Genomic DNA, 16,347 nt, shown 5'->3' on the forward strand with positions numbered 1-16,347 from the left:
TTACTCCATAAATTCTGCGGTGTCAGCTTCAACGGCCTCCAGCAAGCGCTCAAGAATATCAGGCACAGCGCTGGTGACTCGGTTCCAACTTGGAATGAAAGGGGTTTCCATTGGGTTTTCCAAGAAGTTCTGACCAGCTTTCATGATATTACTGGCGAACATTTCAACTGCTTTCTCTTCACTGTGAATATCAAGAGTAAGACCATTCATGACTGCGTCGTTGTGATAGGTCTCAATAAAGTCTAGTGCAATTCTGAAATAGGTGGCTTTAATAGAGCGGAACATCTCGTTACTAAAGGTATAACCTTGGGTAGCCAACTTTCTAAAAATGGCTTTAGTAATGTCGATAGACATTTTAGATAAGCCACCTTGATCGTCATTTAATGATAGGTCTTGGTGTTTATGATCGTAAATATCACAAATGTCGGCTTGGCAAAGACGGTTGTGCGAATAGTTGCGGTGCATTTCAGACAAGACACCAATTTCTAAACCCCAGTCGCTAGGAATGCGAATGTCATTTAGTACGTCGCGGCGGAATGAAAATTCACCGGCTAATGGATAGCGGAAACTGTCCATAAACTCGAGATATTCGTTATCACCCATAATACGCTTGAGTGCACGTAATAACGGCGTAACGAGTAAGCGTGAAACTCGACCATTAATTTTGCCGTTAGCCACGCGGGCGTAGTAACCCTTACAGAACTCATAGTTAAAGTTCGGGTTTGCCACCGGGTAAATTAGTTTAGCTAACAAATCTTTATTGTAGGTAACGATATCACAATCGTGAAGCGCGACAGATTCGGCACGATTTGATGCCAACACATAGCCCATGCAATACCAAACATTACGGCCTTTACCAAGTTCTTTTGGCGCAAGTCCTTTAGACTGAAGTTCTTCATCCAACGCCTTTAAACGAGGTCCGTCGTTCCACAATACACGGTGGTGCTGAGGAAGTTTGTCGAAAAATTTAAGTGCATGTTGATATTGCGCTTTATCGGCGCGATCTAGTCCTATTACGATTTCGGATAAATACGGAACATCTGTCAGTTCATTAACAATATGAGGCAACGCCTCACCTTCAAGTTCCGAGAAAAGGGACGGCAAGATAAGCGCCATCGGACGTTTCTGAGAAAAGCGGAGTAATTCGGCTTCTAGTTCCTCTGTTGGTCTACGAGACAAATTATGTAAAGTTGTAACCACACCATTTTGATAAAAATCAGCCATGTGTCCTCCTGATTATAGGGAAAGCAATTGAGTTAGCATTTCGTTCCAGCCTTCGGGGCCAAGTAACGTGCTGGTATAAACCTCGTCTTTTTTAACGGAAGGCGGAGGATTTACCGGAGATAAAATTCGTATAGCGATATGCGCTGCTTCAAGCATAGCAATATCGTTTTTACCATCGCCGAGGGCAATAGTTTTAACATGACTCTCATGTTGTCTTTGGTATTCAGCCGCTAGCCATTTAAGGGCTTGGCCTTTGTCGCAATTGCCAGATACATGGATAAATCGTCCGCCCTCTAGAGGATAGGCGCCACGCTCTTTTACTGCCGCTATAAACTTTTGTTTGTTTTCATCAGAACCTGTCCAAAGTACTGGTTCACCAAATTGACGTTTAGCTGCTAGGGCTGCGGATGCTTCATCTAAGCCGGTACTGCTTTGAATTTCTTCTAAACTCATTTGTGAAAACTGTTTGAACTCACCTTCAAAATCCGCTTTGATTTTATCCAGCAGTTTGATCCAGTAATTTTTATTGGAGATGAACGATTTACACCAGTAACCATCCACCCATACGGTTCCACTAGGTTTCTTTTTGAAAAAACCATGTGGAATGAATATCGCCGCGCCATTTTCAATAATAAATGGTCCAGTAAGGCCAATTTGCTCTCGTAGAGGTTGTAGCTCAGCAAAGGTTTTACTGGTGGTTGGAATAACCGGTATATCTCGTGACTCTAACGCTGTTAAAGCAGGTTTCGCCGCCTCGAATGAGTAGGTATGGTGGTCTAACAGCGTGCCGTCCATATCGGTGAAAACTAGCGTTCTTGTCATTATTTTACTTCCTCGCCGGTTATAGTTCTTGTTTCATCTAGCGAATACACAGTGTCACACTTTATTGGCAATGTTTTTAGTGCATGCTCGGTGAGTCGTTGGTAATTCTGAATAAATTGCGCCACTTGTTCATCGGACATTACCCCTGTAGATGCACCCTGCGTAGTTACAGCAAGTTTATGTTCTTGCTCTAACCGCCAGCGGTAGACACAGTCAAACGAGGGAGCTTTTAACATAACCCGATAATCGATTTGATCAAACAAGCTTTGATATTCATTTGATAATTCAGTATTAACAAATGAACGCCAAATACCAAGGGGATCTTGGTTTTCTTCTAAACTATTTATAGGTTGTTTAATATCAGAAGCGCTTTGTGGTGTTACCGCAACGCACCATCCTTCTAAAATAATGATATCTGGTGGCGCCGACACCACAGGCCATTGATTAACAGGGAAGGGGTCGTCTATGGCTTTATTGAAACGGGGAAGGGCAACTTGACCGTTCCTTTTAAGCTGCTTAAAGGTGTTAAGCGCAAGAGGCATATTGTGCGTACCGGGTACACCTCGGGTTGCTAAGAGAGGGTGAACCTTAATCGACAGCGCGTTTCGCTGAGATTTGTCTAAGTAAAAGTCATCAATAGAAAGGCAAACCACTTTTTTGGCGTAAATGCTGGTTAAATACGCGCTAATAAAATCGGTAAGCGTAGATTTTCCCGAACCTTGGCAGCCATTAATTCCGACCACCAATGGAACGTTGTTTGAATTCTTTGCACTCTCTTGGTGCTTAAGTAGCCGCTCGCATAATGGGATGAACCATTTCTGTGCAGTGTCTGCATACGTACTTGGTAGCTGATGTGTCTTTAAAAACCCATGTATGTCCATGTTGCAACCCTATTAAATGCAGAATACGTACATCATGGGGATTATAGGTTACAACATTTATGCCAACATCTCGGTTGCATTACATAGGGTTGAACTTATTTACGATCCGCAACAATCACGGCTCGTTGTGGTGCAGGATACCCCTCAATGGTGCGAGTAATATCTTCAGGGTCGAGAAAATCTTTCAATGACTGACCTTCAATCCACTCTGTGGCACGTTGCTCATCTAAGGTGGTGAAGTTTTTATCGACAACGCGAATATTTTCAAACCCGAGTCGCTCTAGCCACACTGTTAATGCGTCTGTGCTGGGTAAAAACCACACATTGCGCATTTGAGCATAGCGTTCGCCCGCCATTAAAACAGTCTGCGCGTCACCATCAACCACCAAGGTTTCTAATACCAATTCACCGCCTTTTCTTAGTTGATGCTTCAGTTGGGTAAGAAACTGGATGGGATCTTTACGGTGATACAGTACGCCCATAGAAAAAACGGTATCAAATGCATTTAACGGCTGCATCTCTTCTATACCTAGCGGCAAGAAATGAATGCGATTGTCAGGAATAAAGTGTTTGATAGCTTGAAATTGAATGAGAAACAGCTGTGTAGGGTCGATACCAACTACCCGAGACGCGTCGCGTCCTAACATACGCCACATATGATAACCACTACCACAGCCCACATCGAGCACGGTTCTGTTTTTAAGTGGAGATATATGCGGGGCAACCCTGTCCCATTTCCAATCTGAACGCCATTCGGTATTAACGTGAATGTCGTGTATATGGAAAGGGCCTTTTCGCCAAGGCATAAACTGTTGCAGCAACCCTAATATCTTCTTCTGGGTATATTGGTCTATATCATCCGCTTTACCAATTCGAACTTCATCAACAAGGGTGGTGGACGAAGGTGTCGTGGTTGGAATTTTTGCAAGTAGACGACACCACTTATCGAATTCACCGTGTTTCTGACTCTTTTGCCATTCATTCATTTGCGCAGGCAGGGTTTGTAGCCAATGCGCTAAAGGCGTATCTAAAATAGATTTATAGCAGTCGTTAAACCACGCTGATTCTGGTTTCGTCATATTATTCTCGGTGTTCTTAATTGTGCATCTCGGTGCTTTTGGTTCTAGCTCACGGTATTTGGGATGCTAATTATAAATGTTCAGGAGGTATTACTACTTCTTTAACCGCTGTGCCCGCTACTTTATTGCCACCAGCGACGTAAAGTTAAAGCACTTAAACCACATCACCACATCTTTAAAGCCAACAGACTTCAGACGGGTTTCGTGTTCGCTGAAGGTATCGGTAAGCATAACTTTCTCGATGGCCGCGCGTTTTTGGCTTACTTCTAATTCGCTGTAGCCGTTGTCTCGTTTAAATTGATGGTGCAAATCTATCAGTAGTTCATTGCCAGCAATGGTAGGGTGCTTAATTTTTTCTGAAAGAATCAAAACACCACCTTCATTCAAACCATCGTAAATTTGTTTCAGTAGGGCTTCTCTATCGGCAGGCGGAATGAATTGTAAAGTGAAATTCATTACTACCATAGAGGCGTTTTCTATTTGGGTATCTTGGGCGTTTTGCTGAATGATGGAAATTGGGTTTGGCAAATTGAAGGCTTGAACCATGCGTCGACAACGGTCAACCATGGCATCGGAACTATCAATACCAATTATTTCACAGGGCACATCTTGTGTAGCGCGAGCAACAGAAAAACTTGCTGCACCCAAGGAGCAACCTAGGTCATACACCTTCGTATTTGGTTGTACTTTTGTTTTGGCCAATTCACCTATGGTATGAACAATTGTTTCATAACCCGGTACTGAGCGTTGGATCATATCGGGAAAAACGTCAACTACTGACTCATCGAATGAAAAATCTGCTACCTTTTTAAGAGGGTTGGCATAAAGTCTGTCGTGTTTTTGCACAAAATGTACTCAGCTAACGGGAATTTGGTCGGCAATTTTACCCTCACAAATTTAAATGCCAATGGAAAACAGTAAAAAAATCAAATAAAGCGGTGATTTTTAACGAATAGGGCTTTTAGAATTAAATCGAAAGTATTAACCTAGGGATATAAGAACTAAAGGAAGTAATAACGCTAATGACAAGAATTCTAGTAGCAGACGATCACCCATTGTTTCGTGAAGCACTCAGCGGAGCGTTAGAACCTTATTTTGAAAACGCGCAGATTCTTGAAGCCGGAAGCCTTGATGCTGCGCTGGCCGTTTTAAATGAATACGACGGCATTGAGTTGGTCTTACTCGACTTAAACATGCCAGGCGGTGAATATTTTAATGGCATCATTTCGTTGCGTGAGCAATACCCTAATATACCTATCGGCGTAGTGTCGGGTAGCGACACGGTAGAAGTGGTTGCGCAGGTAATGAGCTTAGGCGCTCAAGGCTTTATCCCTAAAGTGTCAGCAACACGTGAAATGGCGCAAGCTATTGTTGATATCATAGCGGGTAAAAAATGGCTTCCTGAAGGTATGGAAGACGAACTTGAGAAAGTAGACGACGAATTGAAGTTGTTGCTTCAACGTTTCAGAGAGCTAACGCCTAAACAAATTCAAGTATTGTCATTCCTTCGTGCTGGCTTAATGAACAAGCAAATAGCCCACGAAATGAATGTAACTGAAGCGACGATTAAAGCGCACATTAGCGCAATTCTACGTAAGCTAGAAATCAATACCCGCACGCAAGCAGTATTGTTGATGGACAAGCTTCAACTAAGCTAGTCGTACAAGCAAGCGTTACAAATTAAAAAAGCCGGTGTTTTTAATAACACCGGCTTTTTTGTTTTTACTGCAATTGCCACAATTTTTAAGAGTGTAGTTCACTATTGCATTGGGGTAATTTCACCATTTTCGGTAACAATGCCTAGCCCCTTATCGGGCACTTCACTAAACGATTGCTGTTGTGCATCACCACTTAGTTTAGTGAGATAAATTGCCCAGTATTCTACATGTGGCGTTTTATAATCTTTAAAAAAGGCGATCCCGATTTCATTTTGTTCAGCATAAAAAGGAATTTCACCAAGCAAATGCTGTTTGTGGGAGAACGAGCTTTTTAATGCGTGCCACACCTTTTTTGCTGTTTGATAACCACCAGCCAATGCCTCAACCTGATTGCTCATAGCATCGCCGTAATACGACGGGAGTGTTAACCCTGCGTTTCGCAAACGTGTGTTTGGGCTGCCACCTAAGAAATGCGACACTAAACCTTCTTCTGCCATGTCTTTTGCCTTTTGCTCTGCAATGGCAACTAGGGTGGGGTTACAGTGAATTTGGGTTCGGGCTTGGTTTTTATCATTCACAATAAGTTGGGCAAGTTTTTTGGCTTGTTCCGAATTACCACACTGAAAGGTATCAGAAGGTAACGAAACCATGGCGTGTTGCGATTCTGCCTGAGCAGGCGCAATCACGAGCAAAGATAACCAAAAAATAGCAGTCACTTTAGTGCATAAAAAAAGGCCGCCGAAGCGGCCCTTTTTGAGAAGGGTTAAACTAAGCAGCTTTGCCTCCTCGTTTCTTTATTTCGCTAGAAGAGTTAACCTTAGCCACTAATTCTTCGTGGTCAAAATCGTCCACGTTAATGGTTCTCAGTCTTCCTGCTTCTGTGCGACGAAGTAAGTCAGCTTCTTCTTCATTAATGATGTCTTCACTAAGCGCTTCGTCTGCTAACGCCGCTAAACGTGTGAAAGGCAGTTTCGCTTTCTTATGTTTGCAAATGCGCTCGAAGATTGGCTCGGCTGCTAACACGTCATCAAGAGTCTGTTCTAAGTCACCGAACAAGTTACCTTCTTCACGAGACAGATACTGACCATAACCTAAGCGACTACGTGCGCTACAAGGGGTTTGCAGCATTTGCGCAATAGCATGCTCGGTTTTATCAGAAGGCTTACCAACACGACGACCAAACGGAATAACAATACCACGAAGCACAACACCAATGGCTTTGTTAGGGAAGTTCGCTAAGAAGTCATCAATGGCTGTTTCAATGTCATGCAAGGTGTTTTGCATTGCCCAATGAAGTAGTGGTAAGTCTTCTTTTAAGCGACCATCTTCGTCAAAACGTTTCAAGGTAGTACTACCTAGGTACAAGCCGCTTAAAATGTCACCTAAGCGTGCAGATAAGCGCTCACGACGTTTTAAGTCACCGCCTAACACACCCATAGAAACATCAGTAAGCAACGCTAAGTTTGCACTGTAGCCTTGTAACAGCTTGTAGTAGTGAGCCGTTTCGTCAGTGAAGGGTGCACTGCTAAATACGCCACTTGTCAGCGAGAACCAAACACTACGAACGGTATTTGAAATGGCAAAACCAATGTGACCAAATACGGCTTTATCAAAAGCGGTTGTGCTTTCTTTCTTGTCTTCAATTGATGCGGCTTGAATTTCTTTCAATACGAAAGGGTGACAGCGCATTGCGCCTTGACCGAAAATCATCATGTTACGAGTAAGAATGTTCGCGCCTTCAACAGTAATTGAAACTGGAACACCTTGGTAACCACGGCCCAAATAGTTATTTGGCCCAAGCATTACGCCCTTACCGCCATGAACGTCCATTGAATCATTTATAATCTGACGCATCTTTTCAGTAAGGTGGTATTTACAGATTGCCGAAATAACAGACGGCTTCTCACCCAAATCAACACCAACTGTTGAAAAGCGTGTTACGCCATCCATCAAGTACGCATTACCACCGATACGGGCTAGCATTTCTTCCACGCCTTCCATATGGCCAACAGGCATACGGAACTGACGGCGAATACGCGCATACGCACCCGTTGCCAATGATACAGATTTAGCGCCACCTGCAGCAGAAGACGGTAGGGTAATACAACGGCCTACTGATAAGCATTCAACCAGCATACGCCAGCCTCTACCTGCCATTGCTGGGCCACCGATGATGTAATCGATTGGAACGAAAATGTCGTTACCGCGAATAGGACCATTTTGGAAAGGCGTATTTAGCGGGAAGTGACGACGACCAATTTCTAGGCCCTTAGTATCGCGAGGGATAAGTGCACAAGTAATACCTGGCTCTTTATTCTCACTTAACAAACCGTCTGGATCTTGAAGCTTAAACGCTAGACCAATGACCGTAGCCACTGGCGCAAGGGTAATATAACGCTTGTCGAAAGTTAGGCGCATACCTAGCACTTCTTCACCGTTCCATTCGCCTTTACATACCACACCGACATCAGGAATTGCGCCGGCATCTGAACCCGCTTCAGGGCCAGTTAATGCAAAACAAGGAACTTCTTGACCTGCCGCTAGGCGAGGTAAGTAATGGTCTTGTTGTTCTTTTGTGCCATAGTGTTGAAGTAGCTCACCTGGACCTAACGAGTTAGGAACACCAACCGTACTTGAAAGTACGGCGCTAACGCCAGCAAGCTTTTGAAGAACGCGAGACTGAGCGAATGCTGAAAACGCTAGGCCGCCGTATTCTTTTTTGATAATCATGGCAAAGAACTTATGTTCTTTAAGGTATGCCCAAATTTCAGGAGATAAGTCGGCATCTTTATGGTTAATTTGCCATTCATCTACCATTGAGCATACTTCTTCAACCGGGCCGTCTAGGAACGCTTGTTCCTCAGCCGTTAAGCGACCTTTTGGAATACGGTGAAGTTTTTCCCAATCAGGCTTACCACTGAAAATATCACCGTCCCACCATACTGTCCCTGCATCGATTGCTTCTTGCTCGGTACTAGACATTTCTGGCATTACCTTTCGGTAAAACGCTAATAACTTTTTAGTGATGTGCTGCTGACGAATATTAGAAAGGGTAAACGGCAGCGTAAGTGCTAGGAATACAATCCAACCAAGTAAACCAATATCACCAAATAGAGTCCCTAATATCATGACTCCGCCAGCAATACACACTGCTGTTACTAAGCTGGTACGTTGATAGCTGGCAACGGCCAAAGCTAACACTACCAATAAAAACCAAATAAAATCTGCCATACTTCGCTCCTGAAAAGGCGTTAAATGTAACGCTCATCGTTCCTCTTATTTTGGTTCATTACGCATGATTGTGCGCAACTATCAAATTGAGGTCAGACCAGCATGGGTTAAACCTATTATTTAATGGCCCAAAGATCAAGATTTTTACATGAATTTTGCATTAAAAGTAATGGTTATAGTGCAAGTTAAACTGCGGTATATATGGGTTGCCAAGCTAACTTGTGGTCAACCACGAGGCATGATAAAGATTTTAAGAGAAAAGAGATAACAGGTGGGGGCTCATCCATCGATGATGTCCCCACCTACAAACAGTGCAAGCAACGTTTACTGAGTGGCGTAAGACTTCAATTTAATATCGCCTTGTTCTTCACCATCTTTAAATTGCTGCAAACGCACCAAAGTATAGTTTAATGATGGAGCAAACCACGCGAAGGTTTCTCGGGTTTTAGAGTCGCGAATAAGTTTTACTTTCACCGTGTCGAATTCACCGTAAGGTAATGACAGGCTTTCGTTAGCCACCACTTCTACACCGTAAGTACGTAATTCACCACGATAGTTAACAAAGTCGTAGGTTAGGTTAGTTTCGCCAGAGGCTAATTGGTTTGCCAAGTCTACGCGGTAAATTTGGTTGTCGAACTGGCCGTTCCAAACAAATTCTTCGCCATTCTCAACCGCTATTTTGCCGCCGTTATCGGTGTTGAAATTAACGGTGAGCTTTTTATCTGGCCCTGTACCTGTGCGAGTATAATGATACTCAATAGGTAATACGGTACTGTCTTCTACTTTAAAAATAGAGTGCTCGTAGCGTTTGTCAGATAAAAAGAATTTTGACACTTTGGAAGAGTAAGTGAGGGAATATTGTGTATTGCTTAACGCTTCAAGTTTAATGCGAGCTTCGCCCACATCATCGCCCCATTTGTAAGCCGTATAAACTGCCTCGTAGGGTTGAAGTTTACTCTCTGTTGTATCGGCTGCGTGGGCGCTAGCGCCCACAAAAGCCAAAAGAAACGCTGCTACATAGCTGCGTTTACTCGTTTGCATAACCCGATTCTGGGAGTTCTTGCTCATCTAGGATAGCCTTATTATTTACCATCTTAAGTCGCCCCGCACTGAACCAAGAAAGCACTAATGGGTATATGCGACGCTCCTGTTCTTGAACACGATCTGCTAAGTCTACCGCAGTGTCATCTTCGAAAACCGGCACGCGGCTTTGAATGATGACTGGGCCGCCATCTAACTCAGGCGTAACAAAGTGCACGCTAACGCCGTGTTCTTCGTCGCCATTATCAATGGCTTGCTGATGCGTATTCAATCCTTTGTATTTGGGCAACAAAGAGGGATGAATGTTCACTAATTTTCCAGAAAAAGTATTTACAAACTCAGGCGTTAGGATACGCATGAAGCCCGCAAGTACAATATAGTCTGGATTTAATGATTCAATTTCAGCTTGCAATGCCTTGTCGTAGCTTTCCCGGCTGTCATGCTGCATGTGGTCTAGGCTAATTGCGGTAATACCGGCTTCTTGCGCACGGGTTAAACCGTACGCATTAGGGCGGTTACTAATAACACCACATATTTCAGCATCGAGCTTTTCAGCGCTGATGTTATCAATAATGGCTTGTAAGTTACTGCCGTTACCTGAAATTAAAACGCAAAGTCTGGTTGATGGAGTGCTCACGCGTTTATCTCAACTTGCTGCTCACCGTCTTTGGCTTGAATGTCACCAATTAACCAGGCGTTTTCACCGTGCTCTTTCAAGGTTGCAATAGTGGTATCTACATCAGCTTCATTAATAACAATCACTAAGCCCACACCACAGTTGAACGTACGGTACATTTCATGACGAGTAACGTTGCCGTTCTCTTGTAGCCAGCTAAATACTGAAGGCCACTGCCAACTTTTCTCGTCAATAACCACTTTTGCATCATCAGGTAATACGCGAGGGATGTTTTCCCAAAAGCCGCCGCCAGTAATGTGTGAAATGGCGCTAACTTCCACTTTCTCAAGCAATGCCAATACAGATTTTACATAAATACGGGTAGGCTCAAGTAAATGCTCGATAAGCGGTTTGCCGTCTAAATCTTGATTTACGTCGGCGTTGCTCACTTCTAAAATCTTACGTACCAGTGAGTAACCGTTAGAGTGAGGACCTGACGACCCTAGTGCGATAAGTTTCTGGCCAGGCTTCACTTTAGTGCCGTCAATAACCTTTTCGGCTTCAACTACGCCTACGCAGAAACCTGCAATGTCGTAATCGCCGCCATGGTACATTCCCGGCATTTCTGCGGTTTCACCACCAATTAGGGCACAACCCGCTTGCTCACAACCATTACCAATACCGGTTACTACCGATGCAGCAACATCAACATCCAGCTTGCCAGTTGCGTAATAATCTAAGAAAAACAACGGCTCTGCGCCTTGTACAATAAGGTCATTAACGCACATAGCAACCAAGTCGATACCCACACCATCGTGACGGTTTGCATCCATAGCAACACGAAGCTTAGTGCCTACACCATCGGTTCCAGAAACCAGCAACGGGTTCTTATATTTTGTTGGAAGCGAACATAATGCGCCAAACCCACCAAGGTTTCCTTTTACTTCCGGACGGTGAGTCCTTTTAGTAACGGATTTAATACGGTCGACAAGTTGGTTTCCCGCATCAATATCGACACCAGCATCTTTATAACTAAGAGAGGTTTTATTTTCGCTCACGTTTGCGCCCTAGAACTAAGAGTAAGAGGTAGAAAAACGCGGATTCTACCAGTAAGTCACCACAAGTCCAATTGACTAAGGCGGATAAGGGGCAGATCATGTGAAAAAAGTGTAATTTGAGTATGAATTACCTTTTTTAGCGGCTTCAAACTTCGTTTTTTATATTTATAGATGAAATAAACATGAATATGACAGAGAATAGCGGGCAACGATCTTTTGACGTTGTAGTGGAGTAGTGAAGAAATTGATTTCTTATCGGAACAGGAAAATTAGGCGTATGTTTCAGCAACAATTAATTCGCGGTGTAGGGGTGGCAATAGCGGTGTGCACAATGAGTGCCCATGCTACGCAGCACGTGGTGGTTAATGAAGCACAGATACCTGTTAGTGATCAGAGTCAAAAAACACAAGCCAACGCAGTAAAAAAAGCCCTAACTCAAGTAATGGTGAAGGTATCAGGAAATACCGAGGTGTTGCAGAACCCTGGCGTAAGGGCCGCACTTAGAACGCCTGAAGCGTACCTTCGCTCGTACCGTTTTTCCTATTCAGGCAACGAAACCTATTATGTCGCTGAGTTTGATAAAACTAAGCTGACTGAGCTGATGAAACGTGAAGGCCTGCCTTTGTGGGGCGAACGTAGACCAGAAACTATTGTGTGGTTGGCCACAGAAACCGACGATAACGAACGCATCATTTTAGATGAAAGTACACCAACGCCTGTAGGGGAAATGTTGGTTCACACCGCGAAAACCCGCGGTGTGCCGGTAAGCTTACCGCTAATGGATTTAACCGATTCAGCCAGTATTTCAATTTACGATGTGTGGGGTAGGTTTGTTCAGTCTTTAACAGCATCATCGCAGCGTTATGGTGTTGATAATATTATTGGCGCTCGCCTATATAAAAATACCCCTGGCGAGATGCCGTCTATCCCTGAAGGGTTGCCTGCTTCGTCTGGAACTGGTGAAGGTGGTGCTTACCAAGATACTAATTACGAAGATAATAGCTACGCTGATAATGAAAACCAAAATGCGCGTGCAGGCACAGAGCAACCACTAAGTGGTCAACTCGATTTAGATGAAGTTGATGGCGTGAATCTGCAGGCAAACGAAGAACAACAAGCAAGCCTTGTAGGCGATGAAGTATCAACTGCGATGGTGAATGAAGTGCAAGCATTGCCGCCTTTCACGATGGACGAATTCACCCAATACGCACAAAAAGCGCAAGAGGGAGAGTATGCGCTTGATTGGGTGTTTGTGGGCAATGGCAAAGTAAGCTACGGGTCTATTTTCGCCGATGAACCCACCTCTCTCACGCAGCAATTGGTTGATGCTTATGCCAACTATCTATCTTCACAATATGCAGTGATACCCGGTGCGGTAGACGCAGAAAGAGTGCAAATCTCTGTGTCGGTTGCCAACGTAGACTCATTGAAAAAATACGCTAATGCTAATGCGTATTTGAAAAGCTTAAGCGTGATAGAAGAAGCCATGTTAACCGGCCAAACCGGTTCCGTAGCCACGTACAACTTAACCTTGCTTGGTACCCCGGAAGATTTACTCAATACGGTAAGGCTTGAATCTAAACTGCGGCCTGTAACAGATTCCTTCGGTCAAGTTGTAGAAGGATATACTTTTTACTGGAATGAATGACCCCCTTGCTATGCAGCTAACTCTCCCTGTAACGCTACCCACAGATGAAACCTTTGACAGTTTTATTGATACAGGAAACCAAGAAGTGGTGGCGTTACTTAAGGGTATTCCAAGTGCTATGCCTGCATGGCAGGATGCGCCGTCGTTGGCATCGCTTTCTGCACTACATCTGCCATTGGTTACCCTTTTAGGTGGGCAGGGGTTAGGTAAAAGCCATTTACTGTATGCCTTGTGTCATCAACTGGCGCAGCAAAACGTGAATCACCTTTATCTGAATTTAAATGGCCATGCCCAGTGGTCTTTTGATATTTTTGATGGGTTAGAAAACCTTTCGGTTATCTGTTTAGATAATATACATGCCATTGCTGGTCATCCGCGATGGGAAGAAGCCTTATTCGACCTTTTCAATCGGGTGATAGAAAACCCTCACGCACTCATTGTTGGTAGCAGTCAGCATGGACCGTCACATCCCGCATTTCAATTACCCGATTTAAGTTCTAGGCTTGCGTGGGGCGTAATTTATCATTTAACGGCGCTTAATGATGAATCGCGTAAGGAAGTGGTTCGATTGCGTGCTAATCAACGCGGATTGCGGTTGTCAGAACAGGCATTGCAGTTTTTGCTGCACCACAGCGACCGAGATTTACGTAGCTTGTTAAGCTTACTAGCAAGGCTTGATACCCGTTCATTGCAGGAACAAAAAAAGCTCTCGGTGGCGATGGTTAAGCGAGAACTCGGGCTTTAATTAGCACAGCTTTATTCCTGCCGCTATCGCTCTGCGGTAATATCAGTACCGGGTTTCTCTTCCTAATATTGACGCTCTTCAAGCTTCTCTTGTGCTTTTATAATCGCATTCTTTTCATCGCTTGTTAGCTCAACACTACCGTCATTGTCTAAATCCACCGTATTAAACCACGTGCTTCCGGCAGGAAATAAAGTCGGTGTTGGCATTGCAGCTTGAATAGCCGGAATGTCGAGTTCGGGTAATACGCGGCTAACCGCATAATCTACGCGTAATTGTAGGTTTTCATCGTTAACGCGATCTCGTTGCCCCCAAGTGACATCGTAAGAGCCATCGTCTACTGCATCACCTGAAAATATGGCCACATCCGCACTGGCGGCCATACGATGAAGCATCATGAAACGCTCGACCAAATTAGCAAAGTCTTCTCTTTCGGTATAATAAGAATAAAAGGTCACTGCCCCGTCGCTTGCAAACCAATTGGCTACTTGAGCCGCTGAATAAGCGCGCTGTGTACTGTTGGCTTCATCGCCGCCGTAGCGTACCTGCGCCAGCGCATGCAGTTGAGATGAAGTCAGTGGCAAGGTGTTTTCAAGGCCTGTAGATAAAGGCGTGTTGTTGTTAACGTAGTTTAAAGGTGTATTACTGTTAGATAAGGTCGACCAAGTTGTGTAGTCGAAGAAATCATTCGCATGGGCGAGTTCGTGGTACATCAACCATGTTAGTGCGGCATCGACACCTTGTTGTGTACGGGTTGACCTTGTTGACGCTGCCAAGCCAGTTTGTGGGTAGTAGTATTCAGCGTCTTTCACATATCGCCAAAAAATAGAAAAATCTAAATCACTACCAAAGCCGCTACGATAGTCGGGCTGGGTATTAATGGTGTCTCGTTCTTCAGGGCTGCGCCAAAAATTATTCGCGTCCAGATAAATAGCACCGGTAACCGCCCAATAAAACGAGGGGCGAATATCGTAAGAAATCACAACCGCACTGGTTGCTCTTAGCATTTGTAGCAAATCTTCGCTGCTGTTAGAGGTTTGTAAGAACTGCTCGAATGCTTCTCCCATCCAAGGGTGAGACACATAGGTTCTATCTAAAATATCATCAATTGTTGGCGATTCTGTTTGCTGCCCAATAAGAGGAAGTTGGGCAAAGGTGCAGCTTGATGTTAGTTCATTGTTGTATACACAAGCTTCCAACGCAGAGGCATAGGGGCTATTCGGGCGGTACGCTAGCATGTGCGAAGTAACGGTTTCTGGAATACTGCCTGAGTCGTCAACGAAATACGCATCCGAATTTATATCAATATTTTTTATCACTACCTGAACGGTATCGGTTGAGGTAGAACCATCATCGAAAGTTAGCGTAGCTTGAATTTCTGCAATGCTGTCTGCGCTGACTTGGGGTGCTTGAAAATAAAGGTTGTAGGATAAATCGTCGTCATCAAAGGTAAATGCGGGTATGGATGCCCCGGATAGCTGTTCCCAGGTAATGTCCGTTACGGTTTTTAAACTGTTGTTATCTACGTGCAATGAAACGCGGCCACCTTCGCTGGCTTCGTGACCTAAGCGTAAAATGGCTTCAGGGGGCTGATCTTCAATAACGGTAAGGCTAAGCTCGTGGGTTAAGGTTTCGTGGGTAGAGGTTTCGCCGCTTGAAAACGATGCGGTAACCGAAATAAGGTATTCACCGGCCGCCGTAACATCGAAGCCTATGGCTTGGGTGTGAGAGGCAAGAGGAGCGATACTGCCTGCTTCCGTGCTTGCACCACTCACCGCATTAACAGTCCAATTTACGCTGGTGATTGATGTGCCTGATGGGGCAATAACGGCAAAATCGGCAGAGTCGCCAGCAATGAGTTCGCTGGCGCCCTGAATGGTTAGACTGGGTGGCGAAGATGGGGTGGGTGTAGTGACATTGCTATCGCCTCCTGAACCGCCGCATCCGTATAATGCCAGCAGTGAAATTGGTAGTAGCCACTTCATTGTTATTCCCCTTGTTCGAAATGCGCCTTTTCTTCTTGCATAACTTGTTTAAGTTTTTTCAATCCAAGGCCAAGTTCACGTCCACGTTTGCGCGCAAACGCGCTGCAGCCAACAAACATTCCTACACAAAGCAGAATTTCAATTGCTGCATACCAGCGTTCTTCAGGCACTGCATAAGCCACAGTACAGCCGTGCATTAGATAAAACAGTACCACGAAATTTGCCCAAGCGTGAGTATACGGCTTACCTTGTATAACGCCTTTGTAAGGTAAAAGTAACGGCACTAAATAAACTAGCGTAATAAATATTGGTGAGTACGTTAGCGTTTTATTAAGAAAAAACTGCCACGCAATAATCCACAC

General features: G+C 44.4%; 15 protein-coding genes. 3 read left to right on the top strand and 12 right to left on the bottom strand.

From position 1 onward, the window contains the following. The 5 genes from KYS23_RS12145 to cmoA all read right to left on the bottom strand — a co-directional run bounded on the left by KYS23_RS12145 (position 1) and on the right by cmoA (position 4,852). Positions 1-1,224 (bottom strand): glycosyltransferase family protein, encoded by a 1,224-nt coding sequence (locus KYS23_RS12145; protein WP_159530576.1) that lies wholly within the window; start codon positions 1,222-1,224, stop codon positions 1-3. 12 nt (positions 1,225-1,236) lie between these two features. Continuing rightward, on the bottom strand, positions 1,237-2,046 hold the full coding sequence (locus tag KYS23_RS12150; RefSeq protein WP_159530574.1) for an HAD-IIB family hydrolase: 810 nt from the start codon (positions 2,044-2,046) through the stop codon (positions 1,237-1,239). Continuing rightward, positions 2,046-2,927 carry a kinase gene (locus tag KYS23_RS12155; protein WP_159530572.1) on the bottom strand — a complete coding sequence of 294 codons (882 nt, stop codon included), beginning with the start codon at positions 2,925-2,927 and terminating at the stop codon, positions 2,046-2,048. The genes KYS23_RS12150 and KYS23_RS12155 overlap by 1 nt, the downstream gene beginning before the upstream one ends. 95 nt (positions 2,928-3,022) lie before the next feature. Further along, entirely contained in the window at positions 3,023-4,006 is a 984-nt protein-coding gene (cmoB, locus tag KYS23_RS12160; protein ID WP_159530570.1) for a tRNA 5-methoxyuridine(34)/uridine 5-oxyacetic acid(34) synthase CmoB, read from the bottom strand. A 117-nt stretch (positions 4,007-4,123) separates the two neighbouring features. Then, positions 4,124-4,852: a carboxy-S-adenosyl-L-methionine synthase CmoA gene (gene cmoA / locus KYS23_RS12165; protein ID WP_159530568.1), complete on the bottom strand. Its 729-nt coding sequence runs from the start codon at positions 4,850-4,852 to the stop codon at positions 4,124-4,126. Positions 4,853-5,028: 176 nt separating this feature from the next. Here cmoA and KYS23_RS12170 point away from each other — a divergent pair, with 176 nt between their 5' ends. Beyond that, the gene (locus tag KYS23_RS12170; protein ID WP_159530566.1) at positions 5,029-5,664 is read left to right on the top strand and encodes a response regulator transcription factor; all 636 of its coding nucleotides are present in this window, start codon (positions 5,029-5,031) and stop codon (positions 5,662-5,664) included. 101 nt (positions 5,665-5,765) lie between these two features. On the opposite strand, the gene KYS23_RS12175 is transcribed toward KYS23_RS12170, so the two are convergent. From KYS23_RS12175 to purM, 5 genes are all read right to left on the bottom strand, one after another. Continuing rightward, positions 5,766-6,314, bottom strand: a complete 549-nt coding sequence (locus KYS23_RS12175) for a CAP domain-containing protein (protein WP_246604375.1) — start codon at positions 6,312-6,314, stop codon at positions 5,766-5,768. A gap of 118 nt (positions 6,315-6,432) precedes the next feature. After that, positions 6,433-8,895, bottom strand: coding sequence for an acyl-CoA dehydrogenase FadE (fadE, locus tag KYS23_RS12180; RefSeq protein WP_218418861.1), 2,463 nt, complete (start codon positions 8,893-8,895; stop codon positions 6,433-6,435). A gap of 324 nt (positions 8,896-9,219) precedes the next feature. Next, positions 9,220-9,963 (bottom strand): DUF3108 domain-containing protein, encoded by a 744-nt coding sequence (locus tag KYS23_RS12185; RefSeq protein ID WP_201299254.1) that lies wholly within the window; start codon positions 9,961-9,963, stop codon positions 9,220-9,222. Then, complete coding sequence (gene purN / locus KYS23_RS12190; RefSeq protein ID WP_126873520.1) at positions 9,923-10,573, bottom strand: phosphoribosylglycinamide formyltransferase; 651 nt, start codon at positions 10,571-10,573, stop codon at positions 9,923-9,925. The genes KYS23_RS12185 and purN overlap by 41 nt, the downstream gene beginning before the upstream one ends. Continuing rightward, positions 10,570-11,610, bottom strand: coding sequence for a phosphoribosylformylglycinamidine cyclo-ligase (gene purM, locus KYS23_RS12195; protein ID WP_159530560.1), 1,041 nt, complete (start codon positions 11,608-11,610; stop codon positions 10,570-10,572). The genes purN and purM overlap by 4 nt, the downstream gene beginning before the upstream one ends. Positions 11,611-11,887: 277 nt before the next feature. On the opposite strand from purM, the gene KYS23_RS12200 reads away from it, so the two are divergent. Together KYS23_RS12200 and hda are read left to right on the top strand one after the other, a co-directional pair. After that, positions 11,888-13,258: a DUF2066 domain-containing protein gene (locus tag KYS23_RS12200; protein ID WP_218418863.1), complete on the top strand. Its 1,371-nt coding sequence runs from the start codon at positions 11,888-11,890 to the stop codon at positions 13,256-13,258. Positions 13,259-13,268: 10 nt separating this feature from the next. Next, positions 13,269-14,003 carry a DnaA regulatory inactivator Hda gene (gene hda, locus KYS23_RS12205; protein WP_159534520.1) on the top strand — a complete coding sequence of 245 codons (735 nt, stop codon included), beginning with the start codon at positions 13,269-13,271 and terminating at the stop codon, positions 14,001-14,003. Between the two features lie 62 nt (positions 14,004-14,065). Here the strand turns inward: hda and KYS23_RS12210 are convergent, their stop codons facing one another. After that, positions 14,066-15,985 (bottom strand): hypothetical protein, encoded by a 1,920-nt coding sequence (locus tag KYS23_RS12210; protein ID WP_218418864.1) that lies wholly within the window; start codon positions 15,983-15,985, stop codon positions 14,066-14,068. 2 nt (positions 15,986-15,987) lie between these two features. Beyond that, a partial coding sequence (locus KYS23_RS12215; protein ID WP_218418867.1) for a DUF2069 domain-containing protein occupies positions 15,988-16,347 on the bottom strand: 360 nt, incomplete at its 5' end.

Source organism: Alteromonas lipotrueae (genome assembly GCF_019249255.1).
GTDB classification, from domain to species: Bacteria; Pseudomonadota; Gammaproteobacteria; order Enterobacterales; family Alteromonadaceae; genus Alteromonas; species Alteromonas lipotrueae.